Here is a 19223-nt window from a genome sequence, read left to right on the forward strand (position 1 = left end):
GCACCGACTCCGCCCACGCGCGGCACCGCCTTACGTCCAGGCACCGCCCCACGGCCGGCATCGCCCAAACGTCCGGCATCGCTCACGCCCACCGAGCGCGTTCCCGCAACGGCGCGAGCAGTTCCTCCTCCCGGGGCAACAGGCTGACGCCTGTCACCTGCCGCGCGCGGTCCAACCGGTCCAAGACCGTCGGATCGTCGGTGCTGGCCGCCAACCCCACCAACGCCTCGACCAGGTCCCGCCGATCCGCACCGTCGGCGGCGGCCTCGGCCGCCGCCGCGAACCACTCCGCCGCCAGCTCCCGGTCTCCCCGGTGCAACGCCACCTGACCCTCGATCAATGCGCGGAGCGCGTCCTCCCCGTGCGCGTTCCGGCCCCACCCGGGCGGGTCCCACCGCTCCGCGGCCGGCGGCCGGCGCGGGCCCGGCACCGGGCCGGACGGCCACACCTCGGTCACCACCGCCAATGCCTCGTCGTCGCGCCCCTCGATCGCGAGTGCCAGCCCGACCGAACCGATCGTCCGGCGCAGCCGCCCCGGATCACCCAACTCCACGAGCGCGGACGCCGCCCGCCGCCCCTGCTCGGCTGCCTCGGCGTACCGGCCCTCCAACCTGGTCAGCTCCGCCAGGTCGGCCCGAGCGAGCAGACGGAGTCGCTGGTCACCGGACTGCGCTGCCAAACGGTCGACGGTGGCCAGCCGGCGTCTGGCACCGGCCAGCTCCCCCACCCGCACGTCGTGCCAGGTCAGGTGGTGCTGGGCGACCGCCACCTCGCGTACCCGCTGGTGCCGGGTGGCCAGCGCCAGCGCCGCCTCGGCCTGCTCGCGGGCCTCGTCGTGCGCGCCGAGCCCGCGCAGCACCGCGCAGAGCACCGACCGGGCGGACAGCTCCCCGGTCACATCGCCGACCTCGGCGAAGGTCGCAAGTGCCGCCCGGGCCGCCGGCAGTTCCTCCGGCCCCGCCCCGTGCTCAGCGGCCAGCCGGGCCGCGCCCAGCAACGCCCAGGCCCGCAACACCGGTCGCGCGTCGGCGGTACGCGGATCGGCGAGCAGTCGCCGCAGCCAACGGCGACCGGAGACGTCCCGCCCACGCAGCCGCCACCACCGGGGCAGCGCCGCGGCCAACAGCAGCGCGGTCCCCGGCGCCTCCTGCGCGGCGTACGCCAGTGCGGCGCCGATGTCGCCGGTCGCCTCGTCGAGCAGGTGCACGGTGCCGGGCAGCTCCGCGCCGACAAGGCCGGGCGCGGTACGCCGGACCAGGCCGGCAACCACCGACGCGTGTCGCAGCCGGATGCCCTCCGTCTCGCCCTCCACCTCGGCCTGCTCGGCGGCGAAGTCACGGACCGCATCAAGCAGCCGGAACCGGAACGGACCCGTGCCTCGAACGCTGAGCAGCCCCAACTCGCGCAGCCGGTCCAGCAGCGGGGCCGCGTCCCACCGTCCACCGCCGTCGGCGAGCAACTCCTCGGCCAGCTCGACCGACCAGCGGTTCCGGAACGCGGAGAGCCGGCGCAGCGCCCGGCGTTCGGCGGGGGCGAGCAGGTGGTAACTGGTCGCCACCGCCTCACGCAACGTCACCGTGCCGGCGGCCGGATCGGCGGGCTCCCAGCCGGGGCGTACGCCGGCCAGGTCGAGGACCCGGTCGCCGTACCGGTCAAGCAGTTCGGGGACGTCGAGGATGCGGCCCCGCGCGGCCATCAGCTCGATGGCCAGGGGCAGGCCGCCGAGGCGGCGGACCAGCGCGGCGAGAGCCGGCAGCTCCGCCGGGGTCGGTGGCGCGTGCCGGGCCTGGGTGAACCGGGTCGCGAAGAGCGCCGCGGCGGGCCAACGGGCCAGCTCGGACCGGTCCGCCGGCTCGGCCCCGGCCGGCGGTACGTCCAGCGGCGCGACGGGCCGGACCAGCTCGCCGGCCAGCCCGAGCGGTCGGCGGCCGGTCACCAGCACCCGCAGCGTCGGCGCGGTGGTGGTGAGGGACCGCAGCGCCTCCGCCACCGGCCCGGGTGCCCGTTCGACGGCGTCGACGAGCAGCAGCGCCGGCCGGTCGCCGAGCCGACAGGCGAGGTCGGCGAGGCGGCTCACGCCGAACACCGCGGTCGAGGCGGCGAGCACGTCGGCGGCGTCCGAGCCCTCGCCGGCCAGCACCCCGGCCACACCGGCCGGATGCCGGTACGCGACGGCGTGGGCGACGGTGAGCGCGAGCGCGCTCTTCCCGACCCCGGCCAGCCCGACCAGGCTCACCACCGGATGCGCGGCGAGCAGGGCGGACACCTCGGTCACGTCGTGTTCCCGGCCGAGCAGCGGCACGGGCTGGGGGAGCGCGATCGACGTACCCGGATCGGGGGTGGCCCCGACCGGCGCGGAGGCCGACGGGGAGGGCGGCGCAGGGGTCGGCGCGGGGGTTGGCGCGGGACGGGCCGTGCTGACGAACTCCCGCCGGGTCGCGCCGGTCAGGCCGAGCGCGTCGGCGAGCAGGCCGACGGTGGTGCGTTGGGGCCGGGTCGCCCGGCCCCGCTCCAGATCGCGGACGGTCCGCACGCCCACGCCGGCCCGGCTTGCCAACTCGGCCTGGGTCAGGCCGGCGGCGAGCCGGTGCCCGCGCAACAGGTCGGACAGCGGCGTCCGGCCACCCGGGCTCCGTGAACGATCATGGTCCGGAGTCATGGGCACGAAGAGTACGGATGGGATCTGACGCTCCACAGTCCAGCGTCAACCACCCGACCGTCCGACGCCGATATCCGACAGACGGCTGAGTCGAGGCTCGGTCACATGCCGAGATCCCGCGCGATGATCATGCGCTGCACCTCGCTCGTGCCTTCCCCGATCTCCAGGATCTTCGAGTCGCGCCAGAAGCGGGCGACCGGGTATTCGTTCATGAAGCCGTAGCCGCCGTGGATCTGCGTCGCCTCCCGGGCGTTGTCCACCGCGACCGTGCTGGCGTGCAGCTTGGCGATCGCGGCCTGCCGCTTGAACGGCTCGCCGGCAAGCATCCGGGCGGCGGCGTCGTAGTAGGCCAGCCGGGCGGTGTGCGCCTTCAGCTCCATGTCCGCGATCTTGAACTGGATCGCCTGGTAGTTGCCGATCGGCTGGCCGAACGCCTGGCGCTCCTTGGCATATTTGACCGACTCGTCGACGCAGCCCTGGGCCAGGCCGACGGCGAGCGCGGCGATGGCGATCCGCCCCTCGTCCAGGATGCGCAGGAACTGGGCGAAGCCCCGACCGCGCGCGCCGAGCAGATTCTCCGCCGGCACCCGGCAGTCGTCGAAGGTCAGCTCGTGGGTGTCCGAGGCGGTCCAGCCGACCTTCGAGTAGCCGGGCGCGACAGTGAAGCCGGGCGTGCCGGACGGCACGATGATCGTCGACAGCTCCTTGCTGCCGTCCGGCTTGGTGCCGGTGACCGCGGTGACCGTGACAAGCGTGGTGATGTCGGTGCCGGAGTTGGTGATGAACGCCTTCGAACCGTTGATCACCCACTCGTTCGTGGCCTCGTCGAGCACCGCCCGGGTCCGGGTGCCGCCCGCGTCCGAGCCGGTGCCCGGCTCGGTCAGCCCGAAGCCGGCCAGCGCCTCGCCGCTGAGCAGCTTCGGCAGCCACCGCTCCTTCTGCTCCTCGGTGCCGAAGCGGTAGATCGGCATCGCGCCGAGCGACACCGCCGCCTCCAGCGTGATGGCGACGCTGGAGTCGACCCGGGCCAGCTCTTCCAGCGCCAGGCAGAGCGCGAAGTAGTCGCCGCCCATGCCGCCGTGCTCCTCGCCGAACGGCAGCCCGAACAGCCCCATCTTGCCCATCTGCCGGATGATCTCGTACGGGAAGGTGTGCTGCTCGTAGTGCTCGCCGATCACCGGGGCGACCATCTCGCGGGCGAACTCCCGGACGCTCTCCCGCAGCGCCTCCTGCTCGTCGCTGAGCCGGTAGTCCATCTCGATCCTCCTGGTAGGGGACGGGCCGCCGGGCGCTCGTGACGCCGGCTGCGGCTGAAGTGTTAGGAGGGGCCCCTTCCTATACCCCAGGTGTTAAGCGGGGCCCCTTCCTTACCGGTCAGACGGGGGTTACGCCGTGGCGGCGGTGGGAGAAGTGCCGCTCCTTGGTGCGGGCGGCGGCGAATCGGCGGACCAGTTCGGCACGCAGCTCGTGCGGCTCGACGATCGCGTCGATCACCAGCTCGCTGGCGAGCCGGACCACGTCGATGTCGCGCTCGTACTCCGCGCGCTTCGCGGCGACGAACGCGGCCCGCTCGGCCTCGTCCGAGATCGCGGCGATCTTGTTGGCGTAGACCGCGTTGACCGCGGCCTCCGCGCCCATCACCGCGATCTTCGCGGTGGGCAGCGCGATGGTGGCGTCGGGCTCGAAGCCGGGGCCGGCCATCGCGTAGAGACCCGCGCCGTACGCCTTGCGGACCACCACGCAGATCTTGGGTACGGTCGCCTCGGAGATCGCCGTGATCATCTTCGCGCCGTGGCGGATGATGCCCTGCTTCTCCACCGCGCTGCCGACCATGAACCCGGGCACGTCGCTCAGGAACAGCAGCGGCACGTTGAACGCGTCGCAGAGCTGCACGAACCGGGTCGCCTTGTCGGCCGAGTCGACGAAGAGCACCCCGCCCTTGAACATCGAGTTGTTGCCGATCACGCCGACGACCTCGCCGTTGAGCCGGCCGAAGCCGATGGTCAGCTCCTTGGCCCAGAGCGCCTGGATCTCGAAGAAGCTGCCCTCGTCGAGCAGGCCCTTGACGTATCGCCGCATGTCGAACGCCTGCCGCTCGCTGGCCGGGACCAGCGCCGCCAGGTCGGCCTTCGCCGGCGCCGGCTTCGCCTCGGCGGCCGGCGGCGCCTCGGTCCAGTTGGCCGGCAGGTAGGAAAGGTAGGTCCGCACCACGTCGAGCGCGTCGGCCTCGGTCTTGCACAGGAAGTGCCCGACGCCGGACTCGGCGCAGTGCACCCGGGCCCCGCCCATCGCCTCCAGGGTGGTCTTCTCGCCGGTGACCATCTCGACCATCCGGTCGGAGCCGAGGTACATGCTGGCGTTGCCGTCCACCATCGCCACCACGTCGCAGAACGCCGGAATGTACGCCCCGCCGGCCGCGCTCGGCCCGAACAGCGCGCAGACCTGCGGGACCGATCCGGAGGCCCGGACCTGGTTCCAGAAGATCTTCCCGGCGCCGCGCCGGCCCGGGAAGAGGTCGACCTGGTCGGTGATCCGGGCGCCGGCGGAGTCGACCAGGTAGACCATCGGCACCTTGGTCGTGTACGCCCGCTCGATGATCCGGATGATCTTCTCGACGGTGCGCGCGCCCCAACTGCCGGCCTTGACCGTGGAGTCGTTCGCCATCAGGCAGACCGGCCGGCCGTCGATGGTCGCGGTGCCGGTCACCACGCCGTCGGCGGGCAGCCCGTCGGCCATCGCGTTGGCGTAGAGCCCGTCCTCGACGAAGGAGCCCTCGTCGACCAGGTAGGCGACGCGCTCGCGGGCGAAGAGCTTCCCCTTGGCGGCGTTGGCCGCGTGGTACTTGTCCGCACCGCCGGCACGGGCGCGCTTGCGTAGCTGCTCCAGAGCCTCACCGTCGAGCGTCACGCCGACTCCTCACCACCCACCGACCTGAACGATCGTTAGGCTACCTCACCCCCGCCCCCTCCGGCGAGCCCGGCGGGGGCGGGGACCGGAGGTCAGCAGGGGCGGGGGGTCAGGCGGGTGCGGGGGCCGGCGCGGAGGACGCCGGACGGGAGCTTCTTGCCGACCAGGCGCTCGGCCAACTCCGCCGCCTCGATCAGCGCGTCCAGGTCGATGCCGGTGTCCACGCCCATGTCGTGCAGCATGTGCACCGCCTCCTCGGTGGCCAGGTTGCCGCTGGCCCCCGGCGCGTAGGGGCAGCCACCCAGTCCACCGACGCTTGCGTCGAACTCGGTGATCCCCAGCTCCATCGCGGTGAGCATGTTGGCCAGGGCGGTACCCCGGGTGTTGTGGAAGTGCAGCAGCACCGGGACGTGCGCGTTGCGGTCGCGTACCGCGGTCACCAGCTCGCGGACCCGGCGGGGCGTACCCATGCCCGTGGTGTCGCCGAAGGCCACCCGGTCCGCGCCGTCCCGGACCACCCGGTCCACGATGCCGGCCACCCGCTCCGGGGCCACGTCCCCCTCGTACGGGCAGCCGAAGCTGGTCGCCACGATCACCTCGGCGGTCGCGCCCGCGCCGTGCAGCAGGTCGATCAGCTCGGCGATGTCGTCGAGCGACTCCTCGGTCGACCGGTTGACGTTGCGCCGGTTGTGCGTGTCGCTCGCCGACACCACCACCTCGATCTCGGTGAAGCCGGCGTCGAGCGCCCGCCGCGCGCCCCGGGTGTTCGGCACCAACGCCGAGTAGCGCACCCCGTCGACCCGCTCCGCCCGCTGCCACACCTCGTCCGCGTCGGCCATCTGCGGGATCGCCTTCGGGTGGACGAAGGAGACGGCCTCGATCCGCCGTACCCCGGTCCGGGACAGCGCGTCGAGCAGCCGCACCTTGGCGTCGGTTCCGATGGGCTCCTCGTTCTGGAGCCCGTCCCGGGGCCCGACCTCACGGATGGAGACGGCGTCCGGCAGTTGCGTCATAAGGGGTCACCTCACTGTGACGTTGCGCGTGATCGGGGCAGACCGCGCCGCCGACTCATCCCAAGGGAATCAGAACCGAGCGCCGAAGCGCCAGCGCCCTCCGCCAAGGCAGAAGGCCGTGAACAAGGCCCAGGCCCGCATCCGTGCCTGCGCTGAATCACGCGACGTCCGTGTATTACGTCGTGTTACGGTCGTGGGGTGCCGGAGCGCGAGTACGTGTGGACCGACGAGGGCCTGGACAACGCCCGCAGCAACGGCGTCGGCGTGGACGAGACGACCCAAGCGTTGTACGCCCCTCAGGGCCTGCGCTACGAGCGCGCCCTCGGGGACCTGCTACTCATCGTCATGGGCATGGCCGACAGCGGTCGAGTCATCGCCGCGCTGTGCGACCGCATCGGCGCCACCCAAACGTACAAGATCATCGGGGCCCGCGCCCTTAAGGGCACAGACCTCGACGAGTGGAGGAGGCGAATCCTGTGACCGAGCCGGACTTCGACCGGATGACCAAAGATGAGGTCGTCGCATGGTTCCGGACCACCGACAGCCTGGCACCGGTCATCAGGTCAATGACCGAAGCACCAGCATCCCCAACCGCACCCGGGGCAGCACCCATGATGCTGGTCAGCATCCGGCTACCCGTTCCGCTCGTGGACCAACTCGACCGCCTCGCCGACCAGACCGAAGCCCGCCGCTCCGACATCATCCGCGACGCCCTGACCAGATACATCACCGCCCGCACCGCACCCGTCAGTCAGGACGAAGCCGAACACGCCCTCGACGTTCTCCGTCGCATCGTCACCATCCGCACCACCGAGGGCCGAGCGGAGGCGGCATAGACCGCCCGCCCGGCCTCCCGACTCAGCGCATCCGGCCGACGATGCCGGTGTCGTAGTCGCCGGAGCGGAACTCCGGATTCTCCAGCAGCTCGGCGAAGAACGGCAGGTTGCACTTCGGGCCGGCGATCTCGAACCGGGCGACCGCCGCCCGCGCCCGTTCGATCGCCTCCTCCCGGGTGGCGCCGCTGACGATCAGCTTGGCCAGCAGGCTGTCGTAGAACGGCGTGACCGTGTTGCCCTCGACGTAGCCGGAATCCACCCGGACGCCCTCGCCGGACGGTTCCACCCAGGTCCGGATCGCGCCCGGGCCGGGCAGGAACCGCTTCGGGTCCTCGGCGTTGATCCGCAGCTCGATGGCGTGCCCGCGCGGGGTGAGCGCGTCCGGGTCGAAGGTGGGCGCCAGGCCGGCGGCCACCCGCAACTGCTCCTCGACCAGGTCGACGCCGTAGACGTACTCGGTGACCGGGTGCTCGACCTGGAGCCGGGTGTTCATCTCCAGGAAGAAGAACTCCTGCGTGGCCGGATCGAGGAGACACTCGACGGTGCCCGCGTTGCGGTAGCCCACCGCCTCGCCGGCCCGGACCGCCGCCGCCAGGAAGCGGGATCGCAACTCCGGGGAGACCGCCGGAGACGGGGACTCCTCGACCAGCTTCTGGTTGCGCCGCTGCACCGAGCACTCCCGCTCGCCGAGCGCCACCACCCGGCCGTCGGCCAGGCCGAGGATCTGCACCTCGACGTGGCGTACCCGGGGGAAGTAACGCTCGATCAGCACCGAGCCGTCGCCGAACATCCGCTCCGCGAACGCGCGGACCTTGTCGTACTCGGTGCGCAGCGCGGTCTCGTCGGTGGCCACGCCCATCCCCATGCCGCCGCCGCCCGCCGCGGCCTTGACCATCACCGGGTAGCCGATCTCCGCGGCGGCGGTGACGGCCGCGTCCAGGTCGGCCGCCGGCTCGGTGGTGCCGGGTGCGACCGGGACGCCGGCCGCCGCCATCAGGTTCCTGGCGTTGATCTTGTCGCCCATCGCGCTTATCGCGTCCGCGCCGGGTCCGACCCAGATCAGGCCGGACTCCTCGACGGTACGGGCGAAGTCGGCGTTCTCCGACAGGAAGCCGTACCCGGGGTGGATCGCCTGCGCGCCGGTGCTCCGGGCGGCGGCGAGGATCGCCTCGACGTTGCGGTAGCTCTGCGCCGGGTTGGCTGGGCCGACGCAGACCGCCTCGTCGGCCTCGGTCACGAACGGCAGGTCGGCGTCGGCCTCCGAGTGCACCGCGATCGCCCGCACCCCTAACCGCCGAGCGGTGCGGATCACCCGTCGGGCGATCTCCCCACGGTTGGCCACGAGCAGCGCATCAAACATGTTCGGCAAGGAAGGGCCCCTTCTTAACGCCTGAGGTATAGCCGGGGCCCCTTCTTAACATGCGTTAAGGCGTACGCGGCGTGTCAGGTGGGGTCGGTGGGTGCCAGCAGGGCCGCCAGGGCGGCGCCGCGCAGCAGCTCCGCCCGGCGCCGTCGGTCCACCTCGCCGCCGAGGAACGGGGTGGAGTTCATCAGGCCGAACGCGGCGTGGGCGAGCACCCGGGCGGCGCCGTCCGGCAGCCCCGGGTGCAGCGCGGTCAGCACGGTGACCCACTCCTCGACGTACATCCGCTGGAGCCGGCGGATCCGGCGACGCGGCTCGTCGGGGAGGCGGTCCAGCTCGTGCAGGTGCAGCGCGATCACCGCCGGGTTGGCGAGCGCGAACTCGACGTGGAAGTCGATGAGCGACTCGAGCACGCCGCGCGGGTCGTCCGGGTGGCCGGCGGCGCGTTCCTTGCCACCGGCGAGCAGCCCCTCGCTGACCGGGATCAGCGCGGCGGCGAGCATCGCCTCTTTACCGGCGAAGTGATGGTAGAGCGCCGGGCCGGTGACGCCGGCGGCAGCGCCGATGTCGTCCATCGACACGCCGTGGTAGCCCCGCGCCGCGAAGAGGCCGACCGCGATCTCCAGGATCTCGTCCCGCCGGGACCGGCGCCGGGCCACGCCCGCCGCACCCCGTGCCTGCTGTTCCACCGCCACCGGGCCAGCCTAGACCTCGCGATCCAGGAGAGGCAGCCAAGGTTACCCGCCGGTTGCGTCACGGCCGGGCGGTCAGTGCCGCACGATCATGAGCTTGGCGGCGACAAACCGGACGCACCTCACCGCCAACCTCATGATCGCCGGGTGTCAGGCCGGGGACGCGGGCTCGAAGCCGGCCAGTCGGACCGCCAGCCGCTGCCGGGCCGGGGGCAACACGGAGACCGTCCGGAGCAGCAGGTCACGCACGGGGCGAAGGGCCGGCGGGGCGGCGGCGAGCCGGGTGAGGCCAGCGGCGAACCCGAGCACCTCCTCGGCCCGTGGGCGGCGGTCGGCCGCGTACCCGTCGAGGGCCTGCGGGCCGGCGGCGAGCGCGTCGCCGAGGGCGACCGCGTCCCGCAGCCCGAGGTTCATCCCCTGCCCACCGGCCGGGCTGTGCACGTGCGCCGCGTCGCCGGCGAGCAGCACCGGGCCGGACCGGTAGCTGCTCGCGATCCGGTGGTGGATCCGGAACCGGGACCCCCATGCCATCCCGGTGACCCGGTCCGGCCGCCGGACCGGGCCGCGTTCGTCGAGCAACGCCTGGAAGTGCCGCGCCTGCGGCTCCCGCGGCGCGTCGGCCACGGTCGCGACCAGCCGGACCGTGCCGTCGGGCAGCGGCGCCCAGATCAGCGGGCCGCTCCGGGACAGGAAGAGGCTGACCTGGTCGCGGGGCAGCGCGCTGTCCACCCGGACGTCGGCGAGCAGGAACGACTCGCCCGGGTCGGCCGGGCCGCCGAAACCGATGCCGGCCAGCTCGCGGACCCGGCTGTGCATCCCGTCCGCGCCGACCACCCAGCGTGCCCGGACCTCGCCGCCACCGGCGAACCGGGCGGTGGCGCCGCCGCCGTCGAGGTCGAGGCCGGTCAGCTCGTACGGCCGCAGCACCCGCCCGCCGAGCGCGGTGAGCCGGTCGGTGAGCGCCGCCTCGGTGTCGGCCTGCGAGATGAGCAGCGCGTACGGGTAGCGGGACGGCAACCTGTCGAACGGGACGGTGACCAGCAGCCGGTCCCGGTCGCGGACGCAGAACCGGGTCGAGTGCAGCCCTCGGGCGGCAAGCGGGTCGGCGACCCCGATCCGGTCCAGCACTTCGAGCGTGCCGGCGTGCACGACCGCGGCGCGGGAGGTGACCGGCGGCTCGGCGAGCCGGTCGACCACCGTGGTGGCCACGCCGTGCCCGGCCAGGGTCGCGGCCACGGCGAGGCCGGTCGGCCCGGCGCCCACCACGAGGACGTCCGTGTGTTCGGGAAGCATCACGCCACCTCCGTTTGCCAACGCTTGTTGACTAAAACCTTAGGGGCCATGTCAACACTTGTTGGCCTACAGTCGTGGACATGACTGGAACGGGCTCCCGTACCCGCCGCTCGGACGCCACCCGGGCGGCCATCCTGCGCGCCGCCCGGGCACGCTTCGCGGCCGACGGCTACGAACGGGCCACCATCCGGGCCATCGCCGCCGACGCCCGGATCGACCCGGCCATGGTGATGCGCTACTACGGCAGCAAGGAGGGGCTGTTCGCCGCGGCGGCCGAGTTCGACCTGCACCTGCCCGAGCTGGCCGAGGTGCCACCGGAGCGGCTCGGCGAGACACTCGCCCGGCACTTCCTGCGCCGCTGGGAGGCCGACGGCACGCTCGTTGCCCTGCTCCGGGCCGCCAGCACCAACCCCGGCGCGGCGGACCGGATGCGCGACATCTTCGCCGGCCAACTCGTCGCGGCGGTCACCCGCTCCGGCGCCGATCCGGCGACCGCCGCCCGCCGGGCCGGCCTGGTGGCCAGCCAGATCCTCGGCCTGGCCCTCACCCGGTACGTGATCCCGCTGCCACCGGTGACCGACCTGGACCCGGACGAACTCGTCGAATGGGTCGGCCCGACGATCCAGCGCTATCTGACCCAACCTTTCACCCCGTCCCGGGCGTCTGCCGGGTGACGGAGGGAACGGAGGGAGACGCCGGATGGGGCGCACCGTGGACCACGGGCGAGCGGACTACCTCGCCTTCGTCGAGGCGCACCAGCACCGGCTGCTACGCGCCGCGTACCTGGTCTGCGGCAACCGGCACCAGGCCGAGGACCTGCTCCAGGACGCGCTGCTGAAACTGGCCCTCCGCTGGCCCGCCGTGCGTGAGATCGAGGGAGCCTCCAGCATGCATTTACATGGACATTCGGGCCAGCACGATCAAGGGTGGCTGACACAGCCGACGCCCGAGGAAATCTACACCTGGCTCGGGGTCAAGTTCGCCACGCTGGAGGCTCCCTATTACCGCAGCCGCCTCGTCGGCCGCACCTGGGAGACCGCAGGCGACCACGGCGATCTTCATTACGCTGCGGTGCGCCTCGTCCACGAGTTGGACGAGAACACGACCATCGAGGTCACCACGGCAAGGGATGATACCGACGGCACCTCACTCGGCGCCCGCCTGCGCGAATGCCTGACCAATTACCAGTTCGGACAGCTCGGACGCTTGGACGCGCTTCCCTGGGGCGCTGGGCCTCCGCCACGCGAGTTCTTCGAACGCCTCGAAATTGACCTTCCGCACGAGCCCATCGGCACCCGCGCCATGTCCGTCGACGGTGAGCCTAGCGACTGGATTTACCTCACCTTCCCCGACATGACCACTGGACAGCATCTCGTCGCCTGCGGCGGCCATATCGGCACCTCACTTGTCATGGTCACCGGAACAGATACCTCCGTCGGAACCGCACGCCTGCGCATGTGGCCCCCGCCCACATAGCTGCCGACCCGTCCTGCGCGAGAGGGCGCATGATCACAGCCGGTGAGAACAACGCCCAGGGGGCATGATGGCCGCCGTCTACTACGGCTACCGCGGGCTGCACAGGGACCCGCCCCGGGGCGGCATCGGCCGCTGAGCGGAAGACCGTCTCGGAACACTTCAGTGAGCCATTTTCATTCGCGGGTAGCGGGCGTCCTCGGCGGCTTGAAGGACGAGGATGGCCTGAAGCGCTCCTGCACCGCGCCGGCCCGCCTCCGGACACCCCGGCCCACCCCACCGTGAGCCCGGCCACGAGCGCGTCGCCGGTGCAGCGGCCCACGGCCACGCTGGACCGCCTCGACGACCCGCCCGCCCGGTCGGCCGGGCGCTGGCGCTGTTCCAGCCGATCGACCCGGATACCGGCGAAGCCGGCGTGGTCCGGGTCCTCGGTGACGACGGCCTCGTCCGGGAACTCGACGTGGTCCCGCTCGCGCCCACCCGGGACGCCGACCGCAACGAGGCGGCCCCACTCAAGGCGGACTGCCCCCCGGTTACCGGTTGAACGAGGTCTACGGGCGGGGCTGGCAGCGCGGCGACCGGATCGCCCAGGCCGGCTGGACCACCACCGGCACCATGCGCGGGGGTGAGGGGGTGGCGGTGGTGGACGCCCGCACCGCGGCGGTGACCCACCTGCTCGACCTGGGCCGCGACGACCTGGGGAAGGGCTGCTGCCAGGTGCTCGGCTGGTCGGCCGACGGCGCGGTGCTGTTCCGCTACGACGTCCGCGGGCTGGCCCGCTGGCGGCCGGAGACCGGCGAGGTCGCCTGGGTGGCCCGCGACGTGCGCGGCCTGGTGGCGCTCGCCGCCGGCTGACCGGCCGGTCCCCGCCGCCGCGCGGGGACCGGCCGGGGGCTCAGCGGGTCAGGCCGCCGGGCTGGTCGCCCTTGACGACAGGTGCCCGGACCAGGTTGCCCCACTCGGTCCACGAGCCGTCGTAGTTGCGCACCTGCGGATAGCCGAGCAGGTGGTGCAGCACGAACCAGGTGTGGCTGGACCGCTCGCCGATCCGGCAGTAGGCCACCACGTCGTCGGCCGGGCTCAACCCGAGCTGGTCGGCGTAGATGGCGCGCAACTCGTCGGCCGACTTGAACGTGCCGTCGTCGTTGGCGGCGGACTTCCACGGCTTGCTCACCGCGCCCGGGATGTGCCCGCCGCGCAGCGCGCCCTCCTGCGGATAGTCCGGCATGTGCAGCATCTCGCCGGTGTACTCGCCCGGCGAGCGCACGTCGACGAGCGGCCGGCCGGCCGCCACGTGCGCCATCACCTGCTCGCGGTAGGCGCGGATCGGCGCGTCGTTGCGCTCCGGCACCGGATAGTCGGCGCGCGGGCGGCTCACCTTGTCCCGGGTCAGCTCCCGCCCCTCGGCCACCCACTTCTGCCGGCCGCCGTCGAGCAGCCGCACGTCGGCGTGGCCGAAGAGGGAGAAGACCCAGAGGGCGTACGCGGCCCACCAGTTGAAGTTGTCGCCGTAGAAGACGACCGTGTCGTCGCGGCCGATGCCCTTGGCCGCGCACAACTCGGCGAAACTCGCGGCGTCCAGGTAGTCGCGGGTGACCTGGTCGTTCAGCTCGGTGTGCCAGTCGACCTTGACGGCGCCGGGGAGGTGGCCGGTGTCGTAGAGGAGCACGTCCTCGTCGGACTCGACCACCACGAGGCCCTCGTCGCCCAGGTGCTCGGCCAGCCACTCGGTGGTGACCAGGCGCTGCGGGTCGGCGTACGACTGGAGGTGGGGATGCGGATCGCTCGGGACAGGCATGATCCCCAAGGTACGCCGGATCGCCCGCGGCGGATGTGACACCGGCCCCACCACCTCGGAAAGGTGGTGGGGCCGGCCTGGTCGGGAGCGAGCCGTCAGCCCTGGACCACGAACCAGTGGTACGCGTAGTTCGAGCGGTTGCCCGCCTTGTCGATCGCGAACACCGAGATCGGGTACCAGCGCGCCTCGGTAGGCGTCAGCGTCACCGAGGCGGAGCCGTCCGCGCCCGCCGGCACGGTGATCTCCGGGCCGTTGTCGAACTGGTAGACGTACGACTCGACGTCGGGCATCCCCGGTGTGAACGTGAAGACACCGGGCACGCCGACGCCGCCGCCCGGCTCACCGTAGGGGTAGGTGGTGGAGCTGATCGCCGGCGCGGTGCTGACCACGAAGGAATAGCTCGCCTCCGGGGACAGCTCGCCGGCGGCCGAACGGGCCCGGACGGTGAGCGTGTTCCGGAAACCCCGGTCCGGGGTGATGGTCAGCTCGGCCGCGGTGCCGTCGGTCACCGCCACGGTCTGCTCCGGCCCGCCGTTGAGCCGGTAGACGAACGCGATGGTGTCCGGCAGCTCCGAGTCGAACCGGAAGGCACCGGCCACGCCGATGCCGCCCTGCGGGTCGTACTCGTTGTAGAGGTAGGAGACGATCGTCGGCTTCGGCTCGCGGACGCTGAACGTGTATTCCCGCGGCTGGGTGCTGGTGCCGTCCGCGGTCTCCCCGATCACCGTGAGCTGACGCCAGCCTGAGGTCTCCGGCGTCCAGATGATCGAGGCGGTGCCGTCGGCCGCCGCGTCGACCGTTTTCGTCTCCTCGCCCCAGAACGTGTAGTGGTACTTCACCATGCCAGGGCGCTGCGGGGTGACGGTGAAGACCCCGGCCACGCCGGGCAGCCCGCTGTTCGTCTCCTTCGGGTACTGCTCGGACGAGACCAGGGGCGCGTCGTTGACCAGGAACGTGTACGTCCGCTCGGCCGACACCGTCCCGTCAAGGGTGACCCCGCGCACGGTGAGGGTGTGCGTCCCGCCCTGCTCGGGCGTCCAGCCGACGGTGGCGTACCCGTTGGCGTCGGCGTCGACGCTCTGCTCGGCGCCGCCGTCGAAGCGGTAGCGGTAAGCCACCGTGTCGGGCACCTCGGAGCTGAGCCGGAACTCGCCGGCCTGCCCGGGGCCGCCGGCCCACTGGTCCGGCCAGTACAGGCTGGAGTAGACCCCGGGCAGCAGGTCCCGGACCTGGAAGAACCAGGTCGCCGGCTCCGACTCGGTGCCGTCCCGGCTCACGCCCCACACGCCCAGGTCCACCCAGCCGGCCGCGGTCGGCGTCCAGGTGATCGAGGCGGTGCCGTCGGCGTTGGCCCGCACCGTGCCTTCCTCGCCGTTGAAGTGGTAGCGGTAGCTGACCGTGTCGGGAACGCGCGGGGTGAAGGTGAAGACACCCGGCACGCCCTGGCCGCCGCCGACGCCGTACTCCTCGTAGACGGTCGCCGAGATCTTCGGCTCGGTGGGCAGCGAGAACTCCCGCGTCGCGGTGACCTCCACCCCGGCGGCGGTGACACCGGTGACGGAGAGCGTACGGTTGCCGCCCCGGGTCGCCGTGACGGTGAACGCGGCGGTGCCGTCGGCGGCGGCGTCGACGGTCCGCTCCGGGTCACCGTCCAGGCCGTAGCGGTAGCGCACCACCCCGTCGAGCTGCGAGCGCACCTGGAACGTGGCCGGCACGCCGATCTCGTCCAGCCGGCCGTCGACGATCGGCGAGACGTCCTCGGCGAAGAACGTGTAGTCGGTGGTCGCCGAGCGGTTGCCGACCGCGTCCAGGCTCCACACGCGCAACGTGTTCCCAAGGCGTCCGGGCGTCAGCGTGACTGTGGCCGAGCCACCCGGCCGGTCCGCGTCGACCGTCTTCTCGCTGCCGTAGTTCAGGGAGTAGCCGTACGTCACGACGTCCGTCGCGCCGTTGGCCGTGAACGTGAACGCGCCCGGAAGGCCCGGGTGCAGCTCGTAGTCGTCCGGGAAGTCGGTGGAGGTCACCGTGGGCGGCGTCGCCGGGCCACGGACGTCGTAGCGGAAGTAGCAGATCGGGCTCCAGTCGCCGGTGGCCCGGCTGTCGGCCGAACGCATCCGCCAGGCGTACGTGCGGTCGTGCTCGAACGGCACCGGCCACATCTGGTCAAACCGGCCGACGGCACGCTCGCCGTCGCGGGCGTAGTCCGTCTGCTCGACCCGCGCGTCCGGCTGGTCGACCGGCCAGGCCGCGAACAAGGCGGTGAGCTGGTCGGTTCCGCCGGTGTCGTTCCGGTCCCGGTCGTGCACCACGCCGGACAGCGTGGGGGAGCGCACCACCTGGTACGGCTCGGCGGTCGTACACGCGGTGCCGGCCGTGGTCTCCAGCTCGGTCGGCACGCCCGGCCGGAAGTTGTAGTCGATGGAGATGCCGGCCTTGACCGCGTACCTGCGGGCCAACGTGGGGTCCTGCTCCGCGTCGGCCGGAAGCCGCAGCGACAGGGTCAGCGTCGACCGGCCCTCGGCGAGCGCCTGGCGCAGCCCCTCGCTCGCGTCGAACTCGACCCGGGGCGCCGGACAGACGGTCTGGTTGGTGAGCTGACGGTTGTCGACCAGGCCCAGGTCGGCCGGGGGCTTCCGCCAGCTCGACTTCGCGGTGTAGGGCGAGGTGCGCCACAGCTCGATCTTCGGACGCTTGGTGCAGTCCGCGCCGGCGGTCTCCTTGACGTCGAGCACCGCGCGCTCGATGTCGGCGCCCCGGTAGCGCGAGATGTCGAAGGTGAGGTAGGCCCGCGACGTGTGCGGGTGACCCTTGGCGTCCTTCCAGGTGCCGACCGGCAGGTCTCCCGGCCGGTTCAGGTTGTTCTTGCCCGGCGTCTTCGAGTCGGTCCAGCCCCAGGCGGTGCTGGTCTCGTAGCGCACGTCGTACGCGGCGGCCGGCGCCGCGGTGGCGACGACCGTCCCGGCGGCGACCATCATGGACAGCGTGGCGGCGAGCAGGTTCCGCCCGCCGGTCCGAAGTGGATTTCTGTCAGGCATGAGGGTCATCCCTCATCCACCTTTCCCCGATTCACCCCGTACTCGATCGACGGGGGCAGCGGATGTTATCCAGCCGGACGGACATCGGGCGATCCCGATTCGCGAGGAGCGGCCACACCGGACGGAACGGTCAGGCAGGCCGGACCGTACGGTTGATCGGGCGGACGGGAAGACCGGATGCAGCGGATCCGGCTGGTCACACGTGACAGTTGCGAACACCGCCGACCGCAGAGGACCGCGATGACCCCACGGCAACAGGCCCGGCCACCCCGGGACGGGACCGGGTGGCGTTGCTGGAGGCGCTGGCCACCCTACCCGCCGACCAGCGCCGCGCGATCGTGCTGCACCACCTGGCCCACCTGAGCGTCGCCGAGATCGCCGCGCAGGTCGGCGCGCCGGAAGGCACCGTGCGCTCCCGGCTGTCCCGGGGGCGGGCCACGCTCGCCGGCCACCTCACCGAGACCGGATCGGAGCTGCGCCGTGCCTGACGTGGAGGACCTGTTCGTCGAATTCGAGACGGCGGCGGCGACCACCTTCCGGCCACCGGGCGTGGCCGACGTGCAACGCCGGATCCGGGGCCGCAGACGGCGACGGGGCCTGCTGGCCGGCCTGCTCGCGGTGGCGCTGGCCGGGCCGGCCTCGGCGCTCGCGGTCGCCCACCGCGCCGACCGACCGGAACCGCGGCCGACGCCGTCGGTCTCGCCGAGCCCGACCGGCCGGCTCACGGTCCGCACGGTCACCCTGCCCGGGGTGTCCGGTGAGCTGGCCGAACTGCGCTTCGTCTCGGCCCGCGCCGGCTGGGCGCTCTTCGACACCTGCGCCGGGGCCGACGAGTCGGCGGCTGGTTGCCGGCGTACCGTCGCCCGGACCGTGGACGGTGGCGTGACCTGGCAGCGGTCGGCCCTGCCGGCGGTGCCGGACGGCAGGGTGCATCTCCTTCCCGTGGACGCGGGCACGCTGGCCGTGATGACCCGCGTGGGCTACCTCGTCACGATGGACGGCGGGAACAGCTTCGCCAGTCACCCGTTCGACGCGCCGCAAGCGGCGGTCCGGCGCGTCTTCGCCACCCCGAGCGGGCTCTACCTCGGTTGCCCCCCGGACGGGGTGCCGACGACGTGCGACCGGCAACGCGTGCTGCGGGTGAGCGGTGTGCTGCACTTCCACCAGCCGCCGATCACGCTGCGGTCGGACGCCGAGAACGCACTGGTCGAGGGTGCCGACGGCCGGCTCTGGCTCACGGTCGGCGACGACGACGGCCTGACCGTGGTGACCAGCGCCGACCAGGGCGCCACCTGGCAGGAGATGCCGTCGGTTCCCCGGGCCGCCCGGCAACTCGTGCTCGCACCGGACGGGCGTGACGTCTGGCTGGTCCGAACGGAGCAGCCGAACGGGGTGTGGCGGCTGGCCGGCACCGGCTGGCAACCCGGGCCGGCCCTGCCGGACGACACCGACGGGATCGCCGCGCCCGGCGCCGGCCTGCTGGTGGTCACCAGCGCGTACGGCGGGTTGGGCTTCGTGACCGGCGGCGGCTACGTCGAGGTGCCCGAGCTGCGCGGGCCGTTGCGGACCTCGGACCCGGGCACCTCGGTGAGGGTGCTGCCGGACGGCACGGTCGTGGCCCAGCACGGCCGGACGTGGTTCCTCGGCGTCGGGCGGGGGGTGGACCGTAGCTGGCTCCAGCTCTCCTGACCGCGCACCGACTGCGGTCAGGCGCGGCGGTGCACCAACCGGCCGGCGACCACGGTGGCCCGGCAGGAGCCGTCCGGGTCGAAGACCGCGAGGTCGGCCCGGCCGCCCACCACGAGCGCCGGTGGCCGGGCGGCGGGCAGCACCGCCACCTCGCTGCGGACGGCGGCGGCCCGCAACGCCGGGTCGGGGACGTGCGCGTCGAGCACCGCGGCGGCGCCGAGCCGGAACAGCGCGTGCACCCGCTCGCGCGGCGTGGGCGCCGGGGGCAGCGGACCGTCGTGCACCAGCGCGGGCCCGAGCGTGCCGGCCCACCGCCGCACCCGCACCCGGGGGTACGCGCCGGCCAGCTCACCCAGCGGCGCGACCGCCCCGATGCGGTCGCCGTCGACCAGGACCGCCAGCCCGGGGCGGGGCTCGTCGTCGGGCGTGAGCCGCAGCAGGTCCGCGACGTGGAGCGTGCGCACC

The 19223-nt window shown here is 72.8% G+C and carries 17 protein-coding genes and 1 pseudogene; 8 read left to right on the forward strand and 10 right to left on the reverse strand.

Annotation, left to right across the window (positions count from 1 at the left end; all coding sequences use genetic code 11):
• Window positions 1-82: 82 nt before the first annotated feature.
• The 4 genes from O7602_RS28890 to O7602_RS28905 all read right to left on the reverse strand — a co-directional run bounded on the left by O7602_RS28890 (window position 83) and on the right by O7602_RS28905 (window position 6579).
• The gene (locus O7602_RS28890; RefSeq protein WP_281585745.1) at window positions 83-2659 is read right to left on the reverse strand and encodes a helix-turn-helix domain-containing protein; all 2577 of its coding nucleotides are present in this window, start codon (window positions 2657-2659) and stop codon (window positions 83-85) included.
• Between the two features lie 101 nt (window positions 2660-2760).
• Window positions 2761-3915: an acyl-CoA dehydrogenase family protein gene (locus O7602_RS28895; protein ID WP_281585746.1), complete on the reverse strand. Its 1155-nt coding sequence runs from the start codon at window positions 3913-3915 to the stop codon at window positions 2761-2763.
• A gap of 118 nt (window positions 3916-4033) precedes the next feature.
• Window positions 4034-5566 (reverse strand): acyl-CoA carboxylase subunit beta, encoded by a 1533-nt coding sequence (locus O7602_RS28900; RefSeq protein WP_281585747.1) that lies wholly within the window; start codon window positions 5564-5566, stop codon window positions 4034-4036.
• 92 nt (window positions 5567-5658) lie between these two features.
• Window positions 5659-6579, reverse strand: coding sequence for a hydroxymethylglutaryl-CoA lyase (locus O7602_RS28905; protein ID WP_281585748.1), 921 nt, complete (start codon window positions 6577-6579; stop codon window positions 5659-5661).
• 198 nt (window positions 6580-6777) lie between these two features.
• Here O7602_RS28905 and O7602_RS28910 point away from each other — a divergent pair, with 198 nt between their 5' ends.
• Window positions 6778-7059, forward strand: coding sequence for a hypothetical protein (locus O7602_RS28910; RefSeq protein ID WP_281585749.1), 282 nt, complete (start codon window positions 6778-6780; stop codon window positions 7057-7059).
• On the forward strand, window positions 7056-7415 hold the full coding sequence (locus O7602_RS28915; protein WP_281585750.1) for a ribbon-helix-helix domain-containing protein: 360 nt from the start codon (window positions 7056-7058) through the stop codon (window positions 7413-7415). The genes O7602_RS28910 and O7602_RS28915 overlap by 4 nt, the downstream gene beginning before the upstream one ends.
• A gap of 22 nt (window positions 7416-7437) precedes the next feature.
• On the opposite strand, the gene O7602_RS28920 is transcribed toward O7602_RS28915, so the two are convergent.
• The 3 genes from O7602_RS28920 to O7602_RS28930 form a co-directional block, all read right to left on the reverse strand.
• On the reverse strand, window positions 7438-8775 hold the full coding sequence (locus O7602_RS28920) for a biotin carboxylase N-terminal domain-containing protein (RefSeq protein WP_281585751.1): 1338 nt from the start codon (window positions 8773-8775) through the stop codon (window positions 7438-7440).
• 83 nt (window positions 8776-8858) lie between these two features.
• Window positions 8859-9473 (reverse strand): TetR/AcrR family transcriptional regulator, encoded by a 615-nt coding sequence (locus O7602_RS28925; RefSeq protein WP_281585752.1) that lies wholly within the window; start codon window positions 9471-9473, stop codon window positions 8859-8861.
• Between the two features lie 147 nt (window positions 9474-9620).
• Window positions 9621-10763, reverse strand: a complete 1143-nt coding sequence (locus O7602_RS28930; protein ID WP_281585753.1) for an FAD-dependent monooxygenase — start codon at window positions 10761-10763, stop codon at window positions 9621-9623.
• Window positions 10764-10843: 80 nt separating this feature from the next.
• Here O7602_RS28930 and O7602_RS28935 point away from each other — a divergent pair, with 80 nt between their 5' ends.
• The 4 genes from O7602_RS28935 to O7602_RS28950 all read left to right on the forward strand — a co-directional run bounded on the left by O7602_RS28935 (window position 10844) and on the right by O7602_RS28950 (window position 13091).
• Window positions 10844-11437, forward strand: a complete 594-nt coding sequence (locus tag O7602_RS28935; RefSeq protein WP_281585754.1) for a TetR family transcriptional regulator — start codon at window positions 10844-10846, stop codon at window positions 11435-11437.
• Window positions 11438-11462: 25 nt separating this feature from the next.
• Window positions 11463-12239: a sigma factor gene (locus O7602_RS28940; RefSeq protein ID WP_281585755.1), complete on the forward strand. Its 777-nt coding sequence runs from the start codon at window positions 11463-11465 to the stop codon at window positions 12237-12239.
• 412 nt (window positions 12240-12651) lie between these two features.
• A complete protein-coding gene (locus O7602_RS28945) occupies window positions 12652-12780 on the forward strand; it encodes a hypothetical protein (RefSeq protein WP_281585756.1) in 129 nt (42 codons plus the stop codon).
• Window positions 12777-13091, forward strand: a complete 315-nt coding sequence (locus O7602_RS28950; protein ID WP_281585757.1) for a hypothetical protein — start codon at window positions 12777-12779, stop codon at window positions 13089-13091. The genes O7602_RS28945 and O7602_RS28950 overlap by 4 nt, the downstream gene beginning before the upstream one ends.
• Window positions 13092-13131: 40 nt before the next feature.
• Here O7602_RS28950 and O7602_RS28955 read toward each other — a convergent pair whose 3' ends face one another.
• Complete coding sequence (locus O7602_RS28955) at window positions 13132-14034, reverse strand: sulfurtransferase (RefSeq protein WP_281585758.1); 903 nt, start codon at window positions 14032-14034, stop codon at window positions 13132-13134.
• 95 nt (window positions 14035-14129) lie between these two features.
• Window positions 14130-17069 carry a hypothetical protein gene (locus O7602_RS28960; protein ID WP_281585759.1) on the reverse strand — a complete coding sequence of 980 codons (2940 nt, stop codon included), beginning with the start codon at window positions 17067-17069 and terminating at the stop codon, window positions 14130-14132.
• Between the two features lie 278 nt (window positions 17070-17347).
• Between O7602_RS28960 and O7602_RS28965 the strand changes: the two are divergent.
• Together O7602_RS28965 and O7602_RS28970 are read left to right on the forward strand one after the other, a co-directional pair.
• Window positions 17348-17557: pseudogene (locus O7602_RS28965) on the forward strand (sigma-70 region 4 domain-containing protein); the annotation flags it as partial.
• Window positions 17550-18758, forward strand: a complete 1209-nt coding sequence (locus O7602_RS28970; RefSeq protein ID WP_281585760.1) for a hypothetical protein — start codon at window positions 17550-17552, stop codon at window positions 18756-18758. The pseudogene O7602_RS28965 and the gene O7602_RS28970, both read left to right, overlap by 8 nt.
• 17 nt (window positions 18759-18775) lie before the next feature.
• Here the strand turns inward: O7602_RS28970 and O7602_RS28975 are convergent, their stop codons facing one another.
• Window positions 18776-19222 carry a hypothetical protein gene (locus tag O7602_RS28975; RefSeq protein WP_281585761.1) on the reverse strand — a complete coding sequence of 149 codons (447 nt, stop codon included), beginning with the start codon at window positions 19220-19222 and terminating at the stop codon, window positions 18776-18778.
• Between the last annotated feature and the right edge of the window lies 1 nt (window position 19223).

Source organism: Micromonospora sp. WMMD1128, from assembly GCF_027497235.1.
In the GTDB taxonomy this organism is placed as follows: Bacteria; Actinomycetota; Actinomycetes; order Mycobacteriales; family Micromonosporaceae; genus Micromonospora.